Annotated in this window: 22 protein-coding genes; 2 read left to right on the forward strand and 20 right to left on the reverse strand. The window is 42.2% G+C overall.

Going from position 1 to position 22,933, the window contains the following annotated elements; translation table 11 throughout:
• Positions 1-227: 227 nt before the first annotated feature.
• The 5 genes from E4661_RS02450 to E4661_RS19365 form a co-directional block, all read right to left on the reverse strand.
• On the reverse strand, positions 228-1,487 hold the full coding sequence (locus tag E4661_RS02450) for an MFS transporter (protein ID WP_136465231.1): 1,260 nt from the start codon (positions 1,485-1,487) through the stop codon (positions 228-230).
• 114 nt (positions 1,488-1,601) lie between these two features.
• On the reverse strand, positions 1,602-1,883 hold the full coding sequence (locus E4661_RS02455; RefSeq protein WP_136465232.1) for a hypothetical protein: 282 nt from the start codon (positions 1,881-1,883) through the stop codon (positions 1,602-1,604).
• Positions 1,847-2,923 carry a DNA/RNA non-specific endonuclease gene (locus E4661_RS02460; protein WP_136465233.1) on the reverse strand — a complete coding sequence of 359 codons (1,077 nt, stop codon included), beginning with the start codon at positions 2,921-2,923 and terminating at the stop codon, positions 1,847-1,849. The genes E4661_RS02455 and E4661_RS02460 overlap by 37 nt, the downstream gene beginning before the upstream one ends.
• A 266-nt stretch (positions 2,924-3,189) precedes the next feature.
• Complete coding sequence (locus E4661_RS19600) at positions 3,190-3,261, reverse strand: hypothetical protein (protein WP_313779109.1); 72 nt, start codon at positions 3,259-3,261, stop codon at positions 3,190-3,192.
• Positions 3,262-3,291: 30 nt separating this feature from the next.
• A complete protein-coding gene (locus E4661_RS19365) occupies positions 3,292-3,549 on the reverse strand; it encodes a helix-turn-helix domain-containing protein (protein ID WP_240751395.1) in 258 nt (85 codons plus the stop codon).
• Between the two features lie 286 nt (positions 3,550-3,835).
• On the opposite strand from E4661_RS19365, the gene E4661_RS02470 reads away from it, so the two are divergent.
• Positions 3,836-4,795, forward strand: coding sequence for a c-type cytochrome (locus E4661_RS02470; RefSeq protein ID WP_136465234.1), 960 nt, complete (start codon positions 3,836-3,838; stop codon positions 4,793-4,795).
• Between the two features lie 33 nt (positions 4,796-4,828).
• On the opposite strand, the gene E4661_RS02475 is transcribed toward E4661_RS02470, so the two are convergent.
• On the reverse strand, positions 4,829-5,956 hold the full coding sequence (locus E4661_RS02475) for a family 10 glycosylhydrolase (RefSeq protein ID WP_136465235.1): 1,128 nt from the start codon (positions 5,954-5,956) through the stop codon (positions 4,829-4,831).
• Between the two features lie 163 nt (positions 5,957-6,119).
• On the opposite strand from E4661_RS02475, the gene E4661_RS02480 reads away from it, so the two are divergent.
• Positions 6,120-6,740: a JAB domain-containing protein gene (locus tag E4661_RS02480; protein WP_136465236.1), complete on the forward strand. Its 621-nt coding sequence runs from the start codon at positions 6,120-6,122 to the stop codon at positions 6,738-6,740.
• Positions 6,741-6,773: 33 nt separating this feature from the next.
• Here the strand turns inward: E4661_RS02480 and E4661_RS02485 are convergent, their stop codons facing one another.
• The 14 genes from E4661_RS02485 to E4661_RS02550 all read right to left on the reverse strand — a co-directional run bounded on the left by E4661_RS02485 (position 6,774) and on the right by E4661_RS02550 (position 22,911).
• The gene (locus E4661_RS02485; protein WP_136465237.1) at positions 6,774-7,340 is read right to left on the reverse strand and encodes a DUF4411 family protein; all 567 of its coding nucleotides are present in this window, start codon (positions 7,338-7,340) and stop codon (positions 6,774-6,776) included.
• A complete protein-coding gene (locus E4661_RS02490; protein WP_240751397.1) occupies positions 7,337-8,455 on the reverse strand; it encodes an ImmA/IrrE family metallo-endopeptidase in 1,119 nt (372 codons plus the stop codon). The genes E4661_RS02485 and E4661_RS02490 overlap by 4 nt, the downstream gene beginning before the upstream one ends.
• 128 nt (positions 8,456-8,583) lie before the next feature.
• Positions 8,584-9,513, reverse strand: coding sequence for a ketopantoate reductase family protein (locus E4661_RS02495; protein ID WP_136465239.1), 930 nt, complete (start codon positions 9,511-9,513; stop codon positions 8,584-8,586).
• 2 nt (positions 9,514-9,515) lie between these two features.
• A complete protein-coding gene (locus E4661_RS02500) occupies positions 9,516-9,881 on the reverse strand; it encodes a DUF7009 family protein (RefSeq protein WP_136465240.1) in 366 nt (121 codons plus the stop codon).
• A 208-nt stretch (positions 9,882-10,089) separates the two neighbouring features.
• Entirely contained in the window at positions 10,090-11,334 is a 1,245-nt protein-coding gene (gene dsrP, locus E4661_RS02505; RefSeq protein ID WP_136465241.1) for a sulfate reduction electron transfer complex DsrMKJOP subunit DsrP, read from the reverse strand.
• 237 nt (positions 11,335-11,571) lie between these two features.
• Positions 11,572-12,726, reverse strand: a complete 1,155-nt coding sequence (locus tag E4661_RS02510; RefSeq protein WP_136465242.1) for a 4Fe-4S dicluster domain-containing protein — start codon at positions 12,724-12,726, stop codon at positions 11,572-11,574.
• 18 nt (positions 12,727-12,744) lie between these two features.
• Complete coding sequence (locus E4661_RS02515) at positions 12,745-13,362, reverse strand: cytochrome c3 family protein (RefSeq protein ID WP_136465243.1); 618 nt, start codon at positions 13,360-13,362, stop codon at positions 12,745-12,747.
• Entirely contained in the window at positions 13,359-14,054 is a 696-nt protein-coding gene (locus E4661_RS02520) for a nitrate reductase cytochrome c-type subunit (RefSeq protein ID WP_136465244.1), read from the reverse strand. Before E4661_RS02520 ends, E4661_RS02515 begins: the two co-directional genes overlap by 4 nt.
• A 1-nt stretch (position 14,055) precedes the next feature.
• Entirely contained in the window at positions 14,056-16,386 is a 2,331-nt protein-coding gene (locus E4661_RS02525; RefSeq protein ID WP_136465245.1) for a molybdopterin-dependent oxidoreductase, read from the reverse strand.
• Between the two features lie 2 nt (positions 16,387-16,388).
• Complete coding sequence (locus tag E4661_RS02530; protein WP_136465246.1) at positions 16,389-16,628, reverse strand: chaperone NapD; 240 nt, start codon at positions 16,626-16,628, stop codon at positions 16,389-16,391.
• A 2-nt stretch (positions 16,629-16,630) separates the two neighbouring features.
• Positions 16,631-17,896 carry an alginate export family protein gene (locus E4661_RS02535; protein WP_168796315.1) on the reverse strand — a complete coding sequence of 422 codons (1,266 nt, stop codon included), beginning with the start codon at positions 17,894-17,896 and terminating at the stop codon, positions 16,631-16,633.
• Positions 17,897-18,037: 141 nt separating this feature from the next.
• Positions 18,038-18,706, reverse strand: coding sequence for an ion channel (locus tag E4661_RS02540; RefSeq protein WP_136465248.1), 669 nt, complete (start codon positions 18,704-18,706; stop codon positions 18,038-18,040).
• On the reverse strand, positions 18,699-19,787 hold the full coding sequence (locus E4661_RS02545; RefSeq protein ID WP_136465249.1) for an adenylate/guanylate cyclase domain-containing protein: 1,089 nt from the start codon (positions 19,785-19,787) through the stop codon (positions 18,699-18,701). Before E4661_RS02545 ends, E4661_RS02540 begins: the two co-directional genes overlap by 8 nt.
• A 10-nt stretch (positions 19,788-19,797) precedes the next feature.
• Entirely contained in the window at positions 19,798-22,911 is a 3,114-nt protein-coding gene (locus E4661_RS02550) for an efflux RND transporter permease subunit (RefSeq protein ID WP_136465250.1), read from the reverse strand.
• Positions 22,912-22,933 lie beyond the last annotated feature (22 nt).

Raw genomic sequence — 22,933 nt, forward strand, 5'->3', positions numbered from 1 at the left:
GAATACCATAGTTAACAGCAATGAAAATAGGATTTTATACCTGTACTCGGTTTACTTTTTATCTGAACGACATGATTTTACGTATTAAGAACGGGAAGTTCCATAGATTCATTTAAGAATGTGATTTATTTCACAATGTATTTCAGTCCAAATTAAGCGGAAATTCATGAATAGGTAATCTCATTTACAAAAGGAAATGGACATAACAACTGAATGAGTAATCAAGATTATTTTTGCTCCCGATATAGTTGAAAGTAACCCCAAGCAGCAATACCCCCAATGAAAGAAAATATGGCCAACATCCAAAATACATGTTGATGTCCTTCTATTCCTGGAGCATTATCCAGAAGATAACCCATTGCAGGACCTGCAAAAATATCAGGCGTATAACCTACAAGTGAAATAAGTCCTACAGCTGTTCCCGTAAGAACCAAAGGGATTTGACCTACCTTCATCACAGCAAAATATAGGGACCGTGCCGCGTAAACCCCAGAAGCCACAATTAAAATCGAGATAAAAAACAAGGCCGTTGCCGAAGCCGAAATTATACCCGAGGCAAATAGTACTGCGCCAAAAAAGGAAACCACAAAACTAACCACTAGCCATAACGTAACACGAGTACGATCTGCAACCACTCCTATCAACACACCGATAATCGGACGAACAAAAAGTAGAAAGGTCCCAACTTGGGCCGATTGTACCTGATCATACAACATAACATCTTGGGCATATAATGAAAACACATCGGTTATTTTATAACCCACATAGGCGCACAGAATAATGATCATCAGTAACCATACGGAAGGAAGGCGAGATACTTCCCGTATTTGTGACACCGTAATTTTCTCTAAAACTATATCTTTTTCCAATTGAGCATCAATCTTCATAAAAAACCAGACCAATAAACCCACAAAAGCAACAATAGCGGAAGAGACCAAGACCACATACTTAAAAGCATGTCTGCTTTCCGAAACACTTGCTTGCGAAACTTCGGAAACAATGAATAAAGAAAAGATAAGTACACCCATGGTCCCGAACAGCGCCCCCACCAATCCACGGCCACCATCCAAAAACCCAAACGCTTTCCCTTGGGAATTACTGCCTCCCCAAACCCGAGTTGCTTTGATCATTGGCGCCCAGAACAAAAAAATTGTTGTGAAACCCCAATAACCGTAGAGGAATTTTAATGTTGTAAAACTTGGGAAAGAAGCATAGACCAGTCCACCAAGAGCTGTCATCCATAGTGCCACAGCGATTAATTTTCTTGGCGCAAGTCTATCAGCTAAAGGCCCTCCAAAAGGATAGAATAAAAAGGCGACCATTCCGTAAATAGACTGGCATACTCCAATTTGCCAATTATCCAGCTGAAAAACCTCCAATACCGTAGGTCTAAAAACCCGTGAAAGCACAAAAGGAAGAATAAACACCGACTCCCCTGCTAAAATAAGCACCAATAGGAAGTGCCAAGGGGCCTTTTTTTGACTCATGAACTTTTGTTGGAATACAGATAACTTGCTAAAAATAACAATTTGAAGTGATTTTGAACAAGAACCATGACTCACAGAAGGCCCTTCTCCTGATTTGTCATCCCAAACCGAATTTTAATTCTTGTTGTCAAAAAGAAAAGCTACATTTTCCGGAACATGCTTCATTTGAAATTCGGTCCATGTTGCGTGGTCAACAATGTTTTCACTCTTATCAAAAAGCATTAGGCTCCCTCCTTTATTGCTCAATTTGATGGTGCCCTTTACCGTCCCTTCAATTTTTTTGGAATCCCCAGATTTGATTTTTCCTTTTAGGGCAGTACTTCTTCCCTGTCCATCCATCAATTTCCAACCATTGAGTTCTACATCTTCTGCTCCCCGATTGTCAGTGATATCCATTCTCCTTCATTTTCATCACCGGCAGGATTGATCATTGCCGAATTGATTATGATCTTTCGCTTTTGTAGGTGGGTAATACCCAGTCTTATCTGACCATGTGTGGCAATAATATTACTAGAGCCTATAATTGGAATGCGTTCGGGCAAAAAAGATACATTTACACTTTGGTTTCGTTGGGGTCTATCAAGGGCAAACAACGGATTACGGTCAAAAAGGGCTTGACCAAAGTTAATTCCTGTACGTTGCTGTAATTCGGTAATCGTCATTTGATACTTTTGGTTGATTTTGATTACGGAGCCCCCATCCAGATCTCGAATCACTTCTTCATCCTGAAATACCGCAAACGAAGCCACACCTAAGTGTTTTTCTGGTTCATGTGCCTTTGAGCGATAACAGATTACCTTGAAAAAACCAGAAGGAACACGAGCGTTGTCGGTTTGGGACAGATGAATGTGCCTATCCAAGTCCCCATAAATTGGGCCCGTAAACACACAAAGTTTATCGTTGGAGTCCAAAGAGAATGGTCGTACAATTTTCATTTCAAGTGTCTTCCATTCATCCCTGTTAAGGTTTTTGTGCTGTAGCGAAGAGTTCCCATAAATGAAAGTGGCCCTACCGGCCTTGTTGGATTCGTCATCAGTGTCTCCCCACATATTGTTGAATCGCATTACCATATGTCCGCGATCATAAGGGTTTTCAATCTTTTCCCCATTTGGAGCAGTTCTATCCTTGTAATAATCGTTGTCAAGTTGGTTCTTCGGACCAATGTCCTTATCATTTTTCCAACTTCTTTTACCTTCCCCACTGACGGAGGGCCTAAATTTTGACTGGTCTATATTATAGGCAGAATAAATAAGTTGCCTCGTGTGTTTGTTCATTACCAATGTATAATGAATATGGTCCGAATAAATATCATCCCTGAGCACGCCAGGTTTTCTTAAAACAGATTGTGCCAAACTTCGGCTAAATTTTGGTAGCGGAACACGGATACCATCCCCAATAAAATCTGGGTCATATCCAATTTGAATCTTTGAACTCATGACTTACCTTTTAATCACCCATAATGGGTGTAATCGATTGAAAACAAATTAATTGGGGGATATTCTAAACTTAAATAATATTTTGCAAATGCAGCTGCTCAAAAACCTTAAAAAAACTATGGTTTTTCCGGTATTTTATCGCCCCTTTAGTTATGGAATCGTAAAGAAGCTTTTTGAAGATGATTGTCCGATAATTGAATCTCCATAAATTTATTCAACATCGGTGAAATATTTTAAACATTCTACTAAGAAGAACGCGGCTAATTCTACGCAAGCGTTAATTTCAAACTCCTATGTCTATATTGATTGGGAGTACATTTTTCATACTTTTTAAACACTGATGAAAAGTATTGACTTGTGGTAAATCCTCATCGATAGGCGACTTCGGTTATGGTAAGATCGGTATCCTCCAAAAGCATTTTTTTGGACAATTCAAGGCGCCTCATCATTAAATAGCGCATCGGGGTCAAATTGGTTATTTGCTTGCAGTGATATGTAAATCTGGTCAATCCTACTCCAGCGGATAAAGACATGGACTCTATGGTCCAGTTTTCAGCTAGACTGTTTTCCAATTCCTTTAAAAAGAAATTTACGCTCCTAGAACTTTCAGTAAGTGATTCGTTCAATATTATGTCATATCGAGCAAAAGAATCAGCAAATTATTGATGTACAATCGGATTTTTGAAGCACTACTCCCCAATCTGTCAGCGTCAATGGCTTTGCCTATGCTGATAAAGCAATTACGAACTTCTTTATCGGTCTTTAAAATTGATTTTTCATTTTGCCTTAATATCGTGGTCAGTTTAAGCAGGTCCTTTGATGTTAAAGTGATCCAATCAGGCCACCGCCAGTCCTGATGCGGCCGGCAATACCCCTCCGGAGCTCCAAATTCAGATTGAACCGAAGGATTCCATGTACTTCAATAACAAAAAGGTAAACTATAAGGTTGTGGTCAACGATGCTGAAGATGGAAGTTCCGAAGAAGGAACTATTTCAGCAGACCAGATCAAGGTAACCTTTAGCTATATTCCTGAAGGTGAGGATATGATCAAGGCCATCGTGGGACATCAACAAAATGTAGTTCCTGAAGGAAAAACAATCATGGACGCCACGGACTGCAAAGCTTGTCATGCTATAGATGTGCAAGTAAATGGCCCAAGCTATATGGAAATCGCCGAAAAATACACCAAAGAAAATCGCAACTATCTTATAGACAGAATCAAAAAAGGAGGTTCAGGAGTATGGGGCGAACCTTTAATGTCCGCACACCCACAATTAGATATAGAGGAAATCGGCAAAATGGTGGATTATATCTTATCCCTTAGCCCTGATGAAAAAGTGGAGGAAAAATTACTGCCCCTTTCCGGAACAGTACGGTTCAAAGAACACATCAAAGGCGATAGCGGTGGAAAATATGTATTGATGGCCTCTTATTTAGATCAAGGCAATGCTGAAGTTCCCAATTCCGCTTTGGCCACAAGTTCGCAAGTGATTTTTAAGGCTTCAAAAATTGAAGCAGAAGAAGCAGATATCAAGAGTGAAGACGTTGGAAATTGGAGTGCTGGCAGTGCTGGACTTGTGGGATCCATCAAGCACAACAGCTATATTGGCTTTAATAACATCAACCTAAATGGATTAAAAAGCATTAGCTTTTCAGCTTTCTATATTGCCAACTACAATTATAAAGGTATCATGGAGATTCGCGAAGGTTCTCCAACAGGTACAGTAATTGGGACTACGCAGTTGGGTTATTTCCACGAAACCAAAGAAGGTTTTATGAGCTATGAAATTCCGGTTCGACCTACAGCTGACCAAGAATCTTTAAGAACCCAGCTGACGAAAAGCAATTTGTGGCCAACGCCAACTGGGTAATTTTGAATTATCAATAAGGGTTGGGTAGGCTTTCTACTTCCCATTATACTTTTTGTTGTACTTTTTGATGATGGCCAAGTGCTTGTCGTCCAAGGAACCGGCGGTAAAGAATGAGATTCCCTTTGCGCCATTTTTATGGGCGAGTTCAATGGCTTTGTCAAAATCTTCATAGTTTTTGCCATAGTGGCCAGTAAGGATTCCGGTGATCAGATCTTGACCGGGGTCCATATCACGAACGCCCTCTTGGGTCGCGAAGCCTACCCAGTTTACGTTGCCTTGATGGTCTTTTTTATAGGCCATCGGGAAAAAGGTATCCAATTTCCAATGTCCCCAATCTTGGCGCACATATTCACGGGCCAATTGTGGAAACGGAAAAACAGCTGCTGAAGTGGCAACTCCCGCCTCATGGCAGATATCCACACACTCATCGACCAAGGAGGTAATGGCATTCATGCGAAATTGTTGCCAAGCAGGGTTTTCGGCCCTATCTTCCAAATCCATGGGGTCGGTTCCAAACATCTCTTTGAACTGTTTACGGGCGTTGGGATGATATCCAAAATCATATTCATCAATAATATGGTCCTGCACCAAAGGCCCTCCATTGTGCTTGTATTTCTTTTGAAGGTCGGCACCCAAAATCACATCCACAAAACGGATATAATCAAAATGTACGGAGGCCACCCCGGGTATTGCCGCCTTTTCCTTCACTCGGTTTTTGATGAACTCCCTCGCTCCTTCCGAAAATGGACTCAAAAAGTTATAGTAGCTCACATAAGGGTCATATTCGTTACAGCTTTGCCCCAAGGCGTTCACAGAATACCATTCCGGATGCTTTCGGGCCTCTTCAAGACCGCCAATGTTCATCATCCAGAGCCAGGCATGTACCCTGATGCCGTATTCTTTGGCCAAGGGAATCAGTTCCTTTAGGCGCTCGGTGCTGGCATTGGGCAACAGGTCGGTGATTCCGGCATCGGCCAAGCGCTTTAAGCGGGCTTTTTGTTCGGCGACACTCGCTTTGGTCTTTCCCTTTCCTTTATTCACATCGCCCCAAGCGGTAAAATAAAATTCCTGATCGGAAAAACCATTATCTACTTTTTGGGCATATATGCCCATAGTTCCCACCAAAAGGAACAAACCCAATAACCGTGTTGCCATTTTCATTCTGAAATCTGTTTAAAATTGATAAGAAAAATACGCTGTTTTGGTTTCTGCTCGCCAACTTTTTATACGAATGCACTTTTTACCGATCCCAACAGCATGTATAGGTTGGTTTGTGTACTTTTATGCAAGCCGCAGCATTCCCCACAAATTGTATATTTGAACTATGAACGTCCGTCTTACCAAGGAACAGAAAATTAAGGTCTTAAATTCTGTTGATGTCTACGATATAATGCAGCAGATATTGTTGCGCGAAAACAAGATCCGCCGCAACCAAGAACATTTTTGGGTGGTGGGGCTCAATACCAAAAACAAAATCCTTTTTATAGAGTTGATTGGCCTTGGTGCGGTAAACCGCGTAAATGCCGACCCGCCCGATGTGTTTCGGATGGCCATTTACAAACTGGCCGTAAAGGTGATCTTGGTACACAACCACCCCAGTGGTTCGGTGGATGCCTCTAGAGGAGACCAAGCGTTTACCGACCGTATGCTAAAGGTGGGCAAACTGATCAATATTGAAGTGGTGGACCACCTGATCATTACCGAAAACGATTATACCAGCTTTGCTGACGCAGGCATTATGGACAAACTACGCAACTCTGGCCTGTTTGAGATCATGGGACCCGAAAAAAGGGAGCTGGAACAATGGAAGATCGATACCGAACGAAAAAGGGCCGAAAAACAAAAGGCTAAGGATATTGCTAAAGAGCTAAAAGCTCAAGGTATTGATGTTGAAATTATTAAGAAGGCTACGGGGTTGACGGATGCTGCGGTGAGGAGGTTGTAAGGTTTTGGTTGATGAACGCCCAATGTTTTTTATTCAATCGAATTTCAATTGAAGATTTATGTTGTTGAACTCTAAGGAAATCTCTGGATATTTTTCGAATAATTCAGGAAGTGTAATTATTTCTAACTTCAAATATTTACATATCCATGGGAGCTTTTTAAAAGCCTTGTTATCATTATTTGTTTCAGTTTCCTCGGAAACGATGATTACGCCATCGGATTGATTTTCCAGTGAATATAGTAATAACTTTACATCCGCTGACTCTAAGAAACTGTTTTTCCTGTTTTCGAATTCTACAGGTGAAAGCACGTTTTTTGCTGAACCATTTATAAAGTTATTCTCAACTAATCTAAAGAACTTTGAAGAAGGTAATAAGTCCGTTGTGTTTACTTGATTTTTCTTAAGTTTTAAGTATTCTAGTTTATCAATTACTATTCCTTTTGCTGTATAGGAGCATTCATCGAAAACTTTATCAAGTATGATTATTTCTTTGTTCTCAATTTTTAATTTAATTAGATTAAAGAGCACATTATTAGTATCGAATGGTAAATAATAGCGAACCAACGACAACAAGGAACTAGTATCGATTGCTACTATCACTGTATATATCTATCTAATTTATCTGGTTTGATATTTAGCCTTTTACACACTTCATATTCATTCAATATACCTTCATAAAATGCTGTTTGAATTGTAGATACCAATAAAGGGGATTTTATTGGTTGAGGAGCGGACCCCCGTTGTTTTTTTCCTTGAGCCTTTTCTATTTCTTTTATTCTTTGGAGTTCTGCCTGTCTTTCTTTAAACGCTTTTTCAAATTCCATTTTCACGTTATTGTAATTTGAAGGAGATATTTTGCGCTCAAGCAATAACCTTGTGAAAAGTGCTATTTGGCTCAAATGTGTTTTCTTCGATATTTTCTCAATTAGTTCAAATTGGTAGTCATTTTCAGGTCCTACAGAATGTATTTTTTCTAAAGTATCGGCAAAATCACCAGCTAAAAAGTAAAAAGAAAAATCGTTGCACCAGCGCTCAATAGATGAAAGATTGTGGTTTGCTAAATGCTCTATTTCTAACTTTTCTATTTCTTCTTCATTCAGAAGAAAATGACCCAACTCATGTATCAATGTGAAAATTTCCCTACGGAAAGATAATTGTTGTCTCTTTAGTACAATTACATTTGGATTAAGGAAAAACCCATCAATATTTGCTTTTTCTTTTTGATTCCAATATTCAACAAATTCAAAAACTAAAATATTATGTTCGGCAAACTTTGAAATTAACGCTTTTAAAAAGTCTTTCAGGTTATTGGTAAAAACCGGATAAAGAATCTCCCGTATTTCTTTAGCAACACTTTTCGGATTGTCATTTATGGAGAAAATGGGAAACACTCGTTCATATTCCATATCAGATAATTTTGCAATTGCTGATAATGAAATTTTAAATTCTTCAAAGTGATTAACTATTTTTTTTGCCCCAATATTTAAATCAGAATTGAAATTTTGCTTTCTAAAAAATATACTAGCCTCTTTAGAAGTTTCAGGTGCTTTAGGATCTAAATAATAATGTAGACCTTTGTTGAATACCTTGTCGATTCTTTTTAAATGACTCAATTTTATTTCATCTCTAAGAATATCCTCAGGGATTATCTGATTCTTTAATCCCTTACTTATTAATATCAAAAAATCATCCAACGAAAATTTATATAAATTCAATAGATGTTTTAGTCTTAATATGTTGTGGTTAACCTTCAATTATTCCTTTATATTTCATTTCAAATATAAGAGTATTTTTCTGACACGTTGATAACCTAAGTATATCTCAAATATCAATTATAACGTAATTATTTAGTCCCCGTAATTCTATCCTGAATCTCTGCAAACAATCGTTGGTAGGTCGGAGCACCAACACTAAAGTGTTGTGCCACTCTTACCACATAACCTACCAAAGCCTGTACTTCGGTATTGGCTTTTTTGGCGGTAACGTCAGAATGCAGCGAAGAGGTTGCTGCATGGGGCAAGCTTTCTAGTTTGGCCATATTGTTGGAGATAGCAATGCCTTTTTGGTTGGCAATTTGGACCGCTTCGTTGACCAGGGCGATCACGGTGTTTCGTTTGTCGGTGTCGGCAACTATGGGGCCTACGGGTTCATCAAAATAGGCGGTGGCCGTGGCCATTACCGAGATAAAGACAAACTTTTCCCAGATTACCTTTTTGATCTGTGGGGTCAAGGTCACTTCTACCCCAGCCTCTTGGAACAACTTTTCCAACGTATCCAACCGGGCATCGGAAAGGCCTTCCACACCAAAAAACAGTTTTTTAATATTGCCCAGGTTCTCCACCACCCCCGGGCGTGACAATCGGGCAATAATGTACACACAACCATCGCACACCAAGTTGTTGGGCAACAGTTTTTGGATACGTTCCCTACAGTCCACCCCATTGAGCAGGGGCAAGATCACCGTTTGCGGGCCAATACAGGGCTTGAGTTGTCGTATGGTCTGCTCCAGGTCATAACTTTTGGTACAGACTATGAGATAGTCCACGGCCCCAATCTGGGCAGCATCGTCCGTCGCCAACTTGGGAATGGCCACAAACTGCTCGTCACCCTCAATAACCTGTAATCCTGATTTTTGAATTTGCTGCAAATGTGCGCCACGGGCCAAAAAATGGACCTCCACAGCTTTGCTGTGCTCAAATTGTTTGGCGAGCAGGCCTCCAAAGAAGCCTCCCACCCCTCCTATTCCGGCAACAAGGATTTTTGTAGCTGCCACGGTTACATCATCCTTGGGTTCGGGTAATTATCCGATTGATCTTCTGTTGTCTTGTCCATGCAGATAAAATCTTTTTCCATCAACAAGAAAAGCTCATTGCCATTGTTCAAGGTCAGGGTGTGCTCAAAACCTACCACTTCGTTCTCGTACCAACCTTTGCAGGTGGCTGCGGGCACGATCAAAGTAATGGTGTCGTCCGCAAATTTGGCATCCATATGAGCTTTGGTGTCCGATACCTTGACGGCATAGGTAAAGGTTCGGCCGTTGAACTCGGTGGTTTCGGCAAAATGGCCTGTATTGCAAAAAGTTTCCACCTCGCTCCGTGTAAGTCGATATCGGACGGAATTCCCTTTGATTCTTATTTTCACACGTTTAAATTTTAGTGATTAGTAATGCCTTTTATCATTTTAACCGAAATTCGTCAATTCGAGTGTCCCGAACTTGCTTCGGGATGTATCGAGAATCAGAATTTCAGAACCAAAAACCTGGTTCTCGATACTTTTTCCTTTGGAAAAAACTCGAACTGACGGTTTTGTAATGTATTGGAAATCAAATAGACCCTTATTTCAATAGTAATTAAGCTGTTTCTGATTCCAGTACTTTCTTTTTTTTGTAGCGCAACTTGCCCAGTTCTATACCGATGGAGGTTTTTGCCAACATGGTAAACACAAAGGCGCCCATGGCCCAGATACCCAAAGTTACCCAGATTTCAATCCAGGTGGGGGTGTATTCCGCTATTTTTCCGTAGGGTCCGGGGATAAAGCCGGGAACGATCAGGCCGAATCCCTTTTCTATCCAAATGGCCACAAACAGAATAAAGCAGCAGAAATACAAGACCTTAAAGTTATTGCGAAGTTTATGGAATGTCAATAAAACGGTCGCCAAAATATTCAGCGGGATGGCCGTCCATATCCATGGCAGCAATGCGGTTTTTCCTTCCAATCCAAAAAACAGGTAATAGGCACTTTCGCTATGGTGCGTGGGCGCATAAAACTCTTTAAAGAGTTCGGAAACCAACATGATCAGATTGATCTGTGCGGCCACAGTGACGATCATGGCTATTTTGCTGATGGTCTTATCCTCTATCTTGAATTCTGAAAACTTTCGGATAGCGGCCAACACCAAAATGATCAGGGCGGGACCTGCGGCAAAGGCCGATGCCAAAAACCGAGGGCCCAAAAGGGCATTGTTCCAAAACGGACGTGCCTGAAGTCCTTCGTACAGGAAAGCGGTTACCAAGTGGATGGCCACGGCCCAAAGCACGGACAAAATGGAACCGGGAATATATACTTTGGACTTCGCCTCTTTGCCCTGATAATGCCGAAAGAGAATGTACAACGGAATGGTAATATTGATAAAGAGGTAGCCATTGAGCACGATAACGTCCCAAGCCAGCATGGAATTCGGAAAATTAAAGACCCCTATCCCCGGAATCATATGCCACAATACGGAAGGGCCTCCCATATCGGCCACCACAAAGGCGAGGCACATGACAAGGGCGGCTACGGCGAGTCCCTCCCCAATCAAGACCGCCTGTTTAAAGTCAATGTCCTTTAGGACATAGGTGGGCATCACCAGCATTACGGCTGCGGCGGCCACCCCGACCAGAAAGGTAAAGTTGGAGATGTAGAGCCCCCAGCTTACACGATCGGTCATTCCGGTTACGCTCAGGCCTTCATCCAACTGAATGGAATAGCAATACATACCGATGAGCATGATCACGGTTAAAAATATCATCCAAATATGGTAGGTTTTGGACCCATGGGTGATGTAATCCAAACTGTCCTTCACCATATGTCGAAATGCCCTAAATGTTTCCATTCATTTTGTTTTTAAACCTTTGTAATTGGCCGAAAACAGCCTAAATTTTACCAAGGTTACCTTATTTCTATAAACTTTTACAGTTTGTCATTCCGTACTCGATACGGAATCCACGATTTCTTATGGATTCCTGCTTTCGCAGGAATGACAAATCGATGTCAAAAAAGCTTCATTCTTTTGTTTAAACATATGGATTTAAAATCCACATTATTTGATGTTTACCTTTAATCAATATTATTAATCCATAAAATACCAGAACTTGGGTTCGGTTCCCAAGTCTTCCTTTAATCGAAATACCTGTTTGTTCTCCAATACCCATCGGATCGTACTATCGGGATCCAACAAATTGCCAAAGATCCTGGCACCAGTGGGACAGGCCTCAACACAGGCAGGATCCTTTCCAGCCCTAGAGCGCTGCACACAGAAGGTACATTTTTCCATTACCCCTTTTTTGCGCAATCGATTCCCCAGATAATGTTGATTTTTATTGATTTCATCTTCCGGTATTTCGGGCTTGCTCCAATTAAAGCGTCTACCGTCATACGGACAGGCCGCCATGCAATAGCGACAACCGATGCACCAATCGTAATCGACCACTACGAGACCATCTTCTTCACGCCAGGTGGCCTGAACCGGGCAGACATTCACACAAGGGGGATTATCGCAATGGAAACACTGCGTGCCCATATAAAAATGCCCTTCTGCGGGTACTTCGTGGTAATAATTGTCATCGGCTTCGTTGAATTTGAAGCCCTCGCCATCCTTCATCTCGTGGATGCGGATATATTGCATCTGCGAATTACGGTCCTGGTTGTTTTCTTTGACACAGGCACTGACACAATCCATATAGCCCTGGCATTTGGAAATATTGAAGGCATAGCCGAAAAGCACATCTTTTGACGCATCGGCAGCCGACATTTTAATGTTTTCCTTTTTGCGCAGTTGATAAGATCGCACCAAACGATCTACGGTGGCCTGTTTTTCTTCCTGGGTCATTAGTTTGTAGTTGCCCTTAAACTGTTCTTCCCAGTCTATCTGTGCCTTTTCCTTGGCTTCTTCCCCAGCCGTTACGCTACAGGAAGTATGTACGGCTCCTGCACCTACCAACAGGCTTGCCGTGAGTTTGCGAAAGGCGGTCCTACGGTCCATTTTTACATCGAACACCTGTTGAAAACCATCCTTACGGGTTTGCCCTACCATGGTTTCTTCCATCAGTTCTTGTTCCACGGCAGCATCGAATTCCTCCGCAGAAATGGTGTAGTCATCTTTTGGAGGTTCCGCTGCGTGCGAACCACAGCCTCCACTTGTTTTGCCGCAGCCACATGTTCCGCCAGCGGCTTGTTTTTTGTTGAGGCCTAGATTTAATTGAAACCATTTCTTTTTATCTCCCATGATATGCGTATTGAATGGCTATTTTCTTTCTTTTACTTTTTCCGTATTGAACCGTGCAGGCCATTTGGAGGCAATCTGCGGTTCATGCGGGTTATGACAGTTTACACAAGTCATTGCGGCCCTGGGCTTTGCCCAACCGCCAATATTCTTCCCGTGGGCACCGCCTTTCCAATCTTCAACCTGGTTATTATGGCACTGCGCACACAGTTGATAGCTCCGATTAAAGTCTATCGTATTTCCAGTTAAGCTATGCAGATTGTCCATGTCGTTTCCGTTGTGGCAAGTGGCACAGTTCATCGCATTGGCATTGGCATGATTTATTTTGATATCCCAATGCGCTTTTTGCTCACCAGGTTCGTTTTGCATTTGTGCCAAGGGCTTGGAATGGCACTCGGTACAGGCATAGGATTTTATCTGCCCCTTACGCTCGGGAATCAAAAACGTATGCGTTCCCTCCCTTATTTCGATGGTGTTGATGTCACCAATATAGGCTTCGGATGAAATTCCAGGGTCTTGGTAGTGTTTGCCCTCTTCCTCTATCTTTTCCTTTAGACTATGATATTCACCCTCTTTGTGCTTGCATGAAAACATACCGCACAGCATGATGATACAACAAACTATTCCAAGCTTTTTCATTCTACATTGGTATTGGCCCTTACGAACAGTTCAACTTTTTTTACTTCTTGTACTTTGGGCACATGGCATTGCCTACAATTGACCCGTTCGGGGTGGTCGAACCAGAGTTCTTTTACCGCTGCGGGCCCGGCATGGCATGAAAGGCAGTTCTCCCGCATCTGCAATTGATGTGGAATGGCGGGAGGACTGCCCGGCAAAGCATTATTGACTCCTACTTCTGGGGCCGGTTTCTTATAGAAATTGGTAGCGACAAAGGTCGATTTCGTTTGTTGCTCCACATGACACTGCTTGCAATTGACCATTTCAGGGTGTGGTGTTACCGGTGTGTAGGCATTGAACTTTTCCACAAAGCCTCCATTTTGGTGACACTGCAAACAGACATTCCCTCCCATACCCAATTTCTCCTTAACGGGATGGGGAATACTGGGTGGCGCCCCGGTATAGGCCCTATTATTATAATAGGTATCCAAGGTGCGCTGATGGTTTTCATCCACCGGCATGTTGAGATAGTCCAAAGCATATTCAGACCGTTCAAAAACCTTTTTTTCGGAAGGAATGACAGGAATATCACTTGCCTCGTGAATAGGAATATAGGCTTCTTCCAGACCTTGATAGTAGCTATAGGTCCAGTTTGCCAAAAACCCGATGAACAAAAGGGCAAAAACCAATAAGATTCCGACTCTTTTTTTCATCTTAGGCTTTTTCAACTTTTACGGCACATTTTTTATAATCCGGTTCCTTGGAAATGGGACAGAATGAATCCAAGGTGATGTCATTGATGAGCATATTTTCATCAAAAAAGGGCACGAAGACCTGCATGGGTGCCGGTACTCCCCTTTCGTTGACCGAAGCGGGCAGGGTAATTTCACCCCTTCGCGTAGTGAGCTTTACTTTGTCCCCAGTTCTAATCTGCATGCGCTTGGCATCATCGGGATGTAATTCCACATAGGCGTGTGGCATGGCTTGATGCAGTACCGGAATACGTCTTGTCATGGATCCGGTATGCCAATGCTCCACTACCCTTCCCGTTCCCAGCCAGTATGGGAATTCAGCATCCGGTTCTTCCGCTGCGGGCTCGTAAGGGCGTTGCCAGATGATGGCTTTTCCATCTTTCTTTCCATAAAAATGGAAGTCCTTTCCATTGGAACAAGCGGGGTCATACTTGGCATTGAAACGCCACTTGGTCTCCTTCCCATCCACATACGGCCACATGGCACCGGGCTGTGATTTCAGTACCTCGAGCGGGGCCATATTGTGTTTTTTGTTGTCGTGATGTTTTCGGTATTCGTTATAGATTTCCTCAATATGGGTTTCGTTCTTATAATAGAACTGCTTTTCAAAGCCCATACGTTTTGCCACCTCGATCAATTGCATGGTATCGCTCATGGCCTCTCCGGGCGGCTCCACCATTTGCTCAAAATATTGGGTGCGACGTTCGGAATTGCCATACATCCCCTCACGTTCCACCCACATGGCCGAAGGTAAGATTACATCAGCAATATCAGTGGTCGGAGTTGGATAGATATCCGAAACCACAATGAAGCGACCTTCCTTTTTGGCACCATCCCGGTATCTTTTCAGCTTCGGCATGGTGACCATGGGATTGGTGACCTGAATCCACATAAAACGAATATCTCCTCTATCCAAAGCCCTAAACATTTCTACGGTATGGTAGGTAGGTTTTGGAGCAATATTTTCAGCGGGCACGTCCCAAATTTTTGCCGCAAACTCCCGATGTTCTTTGTTCATGACCACACCATGAGGCAGTTTGTGGGTCAAGGTACCCACTTCCCGTACCGTTCCACAGGCACTAGGCTGGCCCGTTAAAGAGAAAGGACTGTTGCCCGGGCTTGAAATTTTTCCCGTGAGCAAATGGATGTTATAAACCAGATTATTAATCCAGGTACCTCTGGAATGCTGGTTCATCCCCATACACCAAAATGACATTACCTTTTTGTTGGGGTCACCAAAGTGTGCGGCGAGATATTTGATGTCCTTCACCGAAACTCCCGATAGTTTGGAAACTTTTTCAGGGGTATAATCTTCTAAAAACTTCTTGAAATCTTCAAGCGTTATGGGTTCCGGCTTGTCCGTGAACTTATAGTTGTCTTCCAGACCATAGCCCATATTGGTCAGGCCTTTTCTTAGATTGCAATGCTCTTCAACAAAGGCCTTGTTCATCCAACCATTGTTGATGATCTCGTAACAGATGGCATTCGCAACGGCCAAATCGGTCTGCGGATTAAAGATGATGGATTTGTCCGCAGCCATACTGGTTCTGGTAGTGCGAGTGGCAAAATCTATGATTTTTACTCCTCTTTTTAATCTTTGGTCAAGCAATCGGGAGAACAAGACTGGGTGCATCTCGGCCATATTATTGCCCCATAGCACAAAGGTATCTGCATGATCCATGTCCTCATAGCAGCCCATAGGCTCATCGATTCCAAAAGAGGTCAAAAAACCTGTCACGGCGCTCGCCATACACAATCGGGCGTTGGCCTCTACATTATTGGTACCAATGCAACCTTTAAAAAGCTTTGATGCGACATAGCCGTCAGGTATGGTCCATTGACCGGATCCATAGATGGACACAGCGTCTTTGCCATAATCCTTAATGGTTTCCTGCATTTTAGAAGCGACCAAATCCAGAGCTTCTTTCATCGAGGTTTCCACATACCTTCCATTCTTTTTGACCAAAGGTTTTGTCAATCGGTCTTGACCATACATCGCCATGATGGAATGGTAGCCTTTTACACAACATAATCCTTTATTCACTGGTGATTTTGGGTCACCTTTTACAGCAATGGCCTTTCCGTTTTCCGTTCCGATGAGCACTCCACAACCTACACCACAGAAGCGGCATGGCGCTTTTTTCCAATCGAGGTTGGCGCCAGCTGGGATTCCCCTTTCTTGTTCTTCGGCGAAGACAATTCCCGGGAACATACTGGCCGCAGCTGTCATAGCCGACAACATGGCCATCTTCTTGATAAATTCGCGCCTGTTGGTGTGTACGGATTGATACATAATTATGAGTTTTTTGGAGTGTTAAAGCCGGACACCAGCGCCATCAACTTTATATCACTTATTTTTTCTAGGTTTTGCTTTAACTCTTCTTCCTCCTGTTTCGAATCTGTTTCCGTAATCAAAATCAGTACTTCTTCGTTTTCCGCGGGTACTACCTCACAATGTTGCATATTGGAGAGTTCATTGGTCAATGTTTCTTTTTTTCCTTCCGCTGGATGTACCAAATAACTTTTTATTGGCATGACTACTGGTCTAGATTTGTTTGAAATAATGTGGGTTTAATGGTCACCATGACCCAACCCCAATAATTGGCATTTCCATCAAAATTGTTTTTTAGGAATTCCATTCCCTCAGATGCAAACAAATGGGAATACCCTGCTTTGATATTGACATCTTTTTTGAAATTATAGTTCAGTACAAAATCCGCTTCCACGCCCAATTGCTTTGAATTGGTTCCCGCTAAATCTGCAGCAGCAGAGAAATTATGGATACGCCCACCAAGGGAGGTCTTTTCTCCCAATCCGATGGCGGACCCTACGTATACATCCAGAAGTCCCACATTATTGGCATGGTTACCCACAAAAAAGTAATCCATTAGGCCGTTGAACTTGTGGTTGGTTCCATAAAATGGTGTAAATGCCTTGTTTTCACCATTGGAAGGTGCTCCATTGTCATTACCGCTTATCAGTTCACCCCCAAGAATCAAAGACCACTTGGGTTCTATTTTATAGCTTCCTTCGAGAGCCAACAGATAGGCATTTATATCATTGTTGTTGACATCATTTCCAAATTGATAATATAGGTTAGCAAACCATCCCAGCTTTTCTTCGGTACCCTTAAGGTGTGTGCCTATAGTTTGACTAAACCTTGTTTCATTATTATCTGCGTTTAAACCATCAATAAATTGCAATCCATTGTTCAAGAAAAGAACACTTGCTGATACCCCTTCCCAATCCTGATGAAACCAAGCATATTGAAGACTCTTATAGGTATTTGCTGTGGTTAGCAGATTGTTTAAGTTGGCTTCCCCTTCTTGATTGAAAGCGACTCCAACATGCAAACTCGATTTATTTTTACTGTACTTTAATAAAGCTACATCATGGCTTCGTGCCTGTTGTGCCCATGCCACACCACCAAAAATCCGTTGGTCATCATAGTTGAGTACCTGTCTTCCCAGTTTCAAAGAAAATTCAGGAGAAAACAACAATTCGCCCCAAGCTTGATGCACCCCAAAGCCGTTACGGTCGGCCCGATTCAATTGGGGAACATCTCCCCAAACCCTGATATCCTGAACACTCAGGTAGAAATTTAAATACTCATTTTTATATCCCGCATTCAATCGTGTCCGTTGTGAAACAAAGGCAGACGGATCCGCATTATCCGGAAAAAGGGACTGAAAACCATGCCTGAACTCAAAGCGGGGCCTTAGCTCAGCATCAACCTTGACCTGCGCATGTGTTGCCAATACGGTAAATAGCAATAGGAACAAACATGTAGTAGTTCGTTTCATTTGGCTGGAGGTTGAAAGTTGTGATGAGCTGTTTGAATTTACAAAATTTTTGTAGAAAAATTCCATCAAAATCGAAATATTAAGGGTTTATAATTCGATTGGAAATTTCCGATTTAAAAGGGAGCTAAAACATGATAAACGTCATGTTTTCTTGAACTGATTTATGTATTTTCCAACGACTGCCGCGGTTATGATCACCAAATAAAACTGTCCCATCAATCCAATTAGCACAGCTGCCTTTTGAGCAAGTGCCGTGACCGGTAATATATCTCCGTAGCCAATAGTGAGCAAGGTTATAAAACTATAGTAGATGAGTCGTTGCGTAAGTTGTTCCGGGTCCGATTCGGTAAAAAACAGTCCTTGGAACGATTCGGGATAGGTCATTTCAATGCTCAGGCAAATAAAGAACCCCAAAAGTCCCAATGAAATATACCCACTGACCAAACCCAAGATCACATTTTTATTGACTTTTTTTATAGACCATACCTGATTGATGATCTCTACGGTCACCACAATGTAGAACAGGAAAAAGGAGATCATCTGTAAATAGTCATAGATTCTAGACTCGTGGTTTTCGAGCAATGTCAATCCAAAGGTGAGCAGTGTGACCGCGAGAAGAACCGCGAAAAACAACATCAACTTTTTTCGCTTGGAAATCAGAATAATTCCAGCAATAAGGTTTACCACAAAGAGTAATGGAGCCAAAATGGCTTCGAAAAATACAGGAGGAAAGATCAGCGACCCAAACAAGATGGCAATCTGGCTGAAAAAGAAAATCTCGAAGCGATAACGGTACAGCTCTTTAATCATAATGCGCAATGGAATAAATCTTAATTTCTTTCTTTTTTCCTTTTAACAATACTTCACCAATGGGCTTAGATGAAAAAGTTTCTGTTACTCCTAAATCGTTCAATAGTTTTTCGGACAATAAGAAGTTTACGTTGTGCTTGTTACATTCCGCTTGAATACGCGCCGATGTATTGATAACGTCTCCATGATACGCCAATTCTTTCTTTATAAAGCCTACTTCGGCAGCCATTAGGGTACCTCCGTGCATTCCAGCCTTAAATTCAGGAAAGACACCATACTTTTCCAAGTAATGATCGTTTCTTGATGCCCGTTTTACTTCAAAAGCAAAGAAGATCTCTATACAATTACTGTTGGACAGCCCTCTTTTGTAAGACCAACTTAAAACTGCTTCGTCTCCGACATATTGGTAAATCTCAGCTTCATATTTCAATACTACCTCATTAAGGTCGAAAAAACAATCTTGTATAAACTGACTATACTTATGGTGACCCAACCGTTCGGCTATAGTGGTGGAATCCTTCAGGTCAAGAAACATAAAAATACGTTCCTCCTCCTTGGGATTGGCATAGACACCTCGTAACATTTTTAGAAAAATACCGCTCCCAAACCGCTCGACCGCAATTTTTAAAGTGGAAAAAACAAGAGATGCAATCAGTAAGTAAAAAAGCATGCCCCAGACCATTTTTTCCCGTAGCCACCAGCCGGGCTCAACCTTAAGGTCAACAAAAGTAAACACCTTTGAAACTACCGTTGCGGTAAGGCTAAAGACACCAATGGTAAAAACGAATTCTATAAAAGTCTTTAAAGTCAACATAAGACCCAGACTCAATCGTTTTGAAATCAGCTTGTCAAATAAAAAATCTATTGTGGCGTAAAGCACTCCTAACACCGCTCCCATCGCACTTAACGATGCCAAAGGTTTTAAAAAACCCGTTGTTCCCGCAATTTCATCAATTACGGTAACTCCATCTTCCTCTTCCAACCCGAAATATCTAAATATGGCAAAACAGGCTAAAGCGACACTCCAAAAAACAATGGATTGCCATAGTAGATTCAGGTAACGTTTTAGGTTATGTCCCATAGTAAATGGACTACGCATCCAATAAAGCCTCATTAAACTCATATCCCTTATAGCTCACCCTAAAGAGCGCACTGTACAATGCTGGGATGAACAAAAGGGTAATAATGGTTCCGAACAACAGCCCGACCATAATGCTGACGGCCATACCTTCCCACATTTCACCTCCACTCAGGTAAAGCGGAATCAAACCCAATACCGTGGTAAAAGTGGCCAACAGAATAGGCCTGAAACGTTGCAGACAGGCCCCAATAACCGCATCTTGTTCGGTTCGACCCAAATCCCGTTGTTCAATCTCCATGCGGTCGATAAGCACAATGGCATTGTTGATGACGATTCCCGCCAAAGAAATTACCCCTAAGAATGGCATAAAGCCAAAGGCTTCTTGAAAGACCAACAAACCAATGACAACACCAATAACGGCCAACGGAATTGTAAGTACTACCATGGTCATTTTTCTAAACGAATTGAATTGAATGATCAAAAGCAATACAATGATAAAGCCGGAAATGGGCAAATACCCGATTACAGAGCCCATACTGTCTGCTGTACTTTCGGCATCTCCACCAAATTTATAACTGTAGCTATCAGGCCAATTAACGGATTCTTGCTCTAACCATGGCGTTATTTCTGCTGTGATGGCCGAAGCGTTCGCTCCTTCACGCAATTCACTACTGATATTGATGGTTCTGCGTAAGTCTAAACGTTTTATCTTGGAATATTGCCAAGCGGGAACAATCGAGGCCACTTGCAATAAAGGCACCGTCTTTCCGGAATTCTGTGAAAATACATTGAGAGTTTCCAAAGATGCCAAGGACTGTTGTTGGGAGGCATCGCTTCGCATTACAATGGGGATTGATTTATCGTCTTCTCGATATTCCCCGGTCTGGAAACCATCCAAGACGGTCTGAAGCGATGTAGCGATATCCTGACTCGTCACTCCTGCCGTTTGTGCCCTGTTCTGATCTATTTCAATCAAGAACTTTTTACTTTTTGGCCCCCAATTGTCCTTTACATTTTTGGTTCCAGCGATGCCCGCTAATTCTAACTTAATTCGTTCCGAGATTTTGGACAGTTCATCCGGGTCACTACCCGATACCTTAATCTCTATTGGGGTGCCTCCACCTCCAGCTCCCAATGCTCCTACTTTGATATCAGCATTCGGAAAATTATCAAAAGTAAACCTGTCCAATCGGGCAATCATGGCATTGTTTTCATTGAAGGAAGAAGTATTCACCAAAATATGGGCGTAGTTGGAATTGGCCTCATCCGGAGAATATCCCAAATCATAAGATTCTGGCCCCTCACCGATATAGGATGACCAATCAACAATCCCTAAGGTTCGATTGGTATTCGTCTTGAGCGAATCGGTCATAAACCGCTCAATCTTTTGAACCACTTCCATGGTGCGTTCAATCTTATTGCCTTCTGGCAAATTGATATCGATGGTAATCATATTCCGATCGCTATCCGGGAAAAAGATGAACGGAATCTTGGTAAAACCATATAGCGAAACGAAAAACGCAAGGAATATGGCTATAATAACTTTGTATTTGTTCGCCAAGGCCATCAGAATCAAATTTTTATAATAGCGCTTACAGGTGTTGATAATCCTGTCAACCAAACTCGGTTTTTTCTCTCCTTTAGGAGCGACCTTCAGGAACATATAACAGAACATGGTAATTACGGTAAGGGCAATAATCCATGAAGAAGTCAATGCAATGGTTATTACCACAAAAATTGGTCCCACAATGTCTCCCATCGTGGTTGGGGATAGGTAAAATGCCAAAAAAGCGGCAGACGTGGTCAAGGTTGATATGAGCAATGGCATCCATAGTTCAGAGAATGCCTCTTCGGCCGCTCGCTTCTTTTCAACACCCTGTTCCAACTTTACCATAATGGTCTCTGCGACTACAATTGCATTATCCACCAGCATTCCTAAGGCCATGATCAAAGCAGCTAGGGTAACTTGGTTCAGCCCAACGTTGATAAGCCCCATAATCATTAAGGTCATAATGGTCACTATGGGGATCAAACTCGCGATTACAAATCCCGTTCTAAAGCCAAGGAAAACCAACATCACCAATAAAACAATCCCAATAGATTGCAGGAGGTTGTTGATGAAGTCACTTACCTTAACATCTATATAAGTATCCAAGGAAGAAACCCGGGTCAGTTCCAATCCTACAGGAAGTTTCTTTTGCCATTGATTTACAACTTGGTTGACAGCTTCACCCAAGGCAACGATGTTTCGGTTTTCTTTTAGGTTGACATGGAGTGAAATCGCTTCTCTACCGTTGATGCTTACGATTTGATTTGGTGGGTCGATATAACCTTTGGTTACCGTGGTGATATCTCCCAATTTTACCAATTGGGTGCCATTGCCCACAGCAATCAACATATCCCGGATGGCCTCTACGGAATCAAAGTTTCCGGTAGGTTCCAAAATGATACGTTCATCGCCCACATTTACCTGACCTCCAGAATTGAGGATATTCGTGGTGGAAATGCTTTGCTGTAATTTAGAAGCCGAAAGGCCATATTCCTTTAATCTCGTATTATCAAATTCTACAAAAACCCGTTCTTCTTGCACGCCTCCCAATTCTACTTTGGCCGCATCGGGCAATTTGATAAGGTCATCTTTGATGTCATCGGCATACTCCTTCATTTCTGCATAGGAATACCCATCGGAAGTCAAGCCTACTACTATTCCGTAAACATCCCCTACACCATCGTCATTTAAATTAGGGTTTACACCACTTGGCAGACCTTGAATGGCATTCAATTTCCGTCGCAATCGGTCCCAAACGGATTGCATTTTTTCTTTAGACACTTCATCCTTTAGTGTAACACTGACCACGGAAAGCCCTGTTCTTGAGGTACTATTGACTTCATCAAGCTCTGGGAGTTCTTGTGCCACTTTCTCAATTTTATCCGTCACCAATTGCTCTACACGTTCTGGACTAGCACCAGGAAATGAGGAAACTACGGTCGCGACACGCACCGTATAGGGCGGCATACTATCCCTTGAAAGTCCAAAATACATCGAGATACCCAGCAAAATAATGGTCGCCAAGACCATAAAGGTTATTCGGTTCTTTTCAATGGAAAACTTAGCTAAATTCATAGGTTGGTTTTAGTGAAAGTGC

The organism is Flagellimonas onchidii, assembly GCF_004804315.1.
GTDB classification, from domain to species: domain Bacteria; phylum Bacteroidota; class Bacteroidia; order Flavobacteriales; family Flavobacteriaceae; genus Flagellimonas; species Flagellimonas onchidii.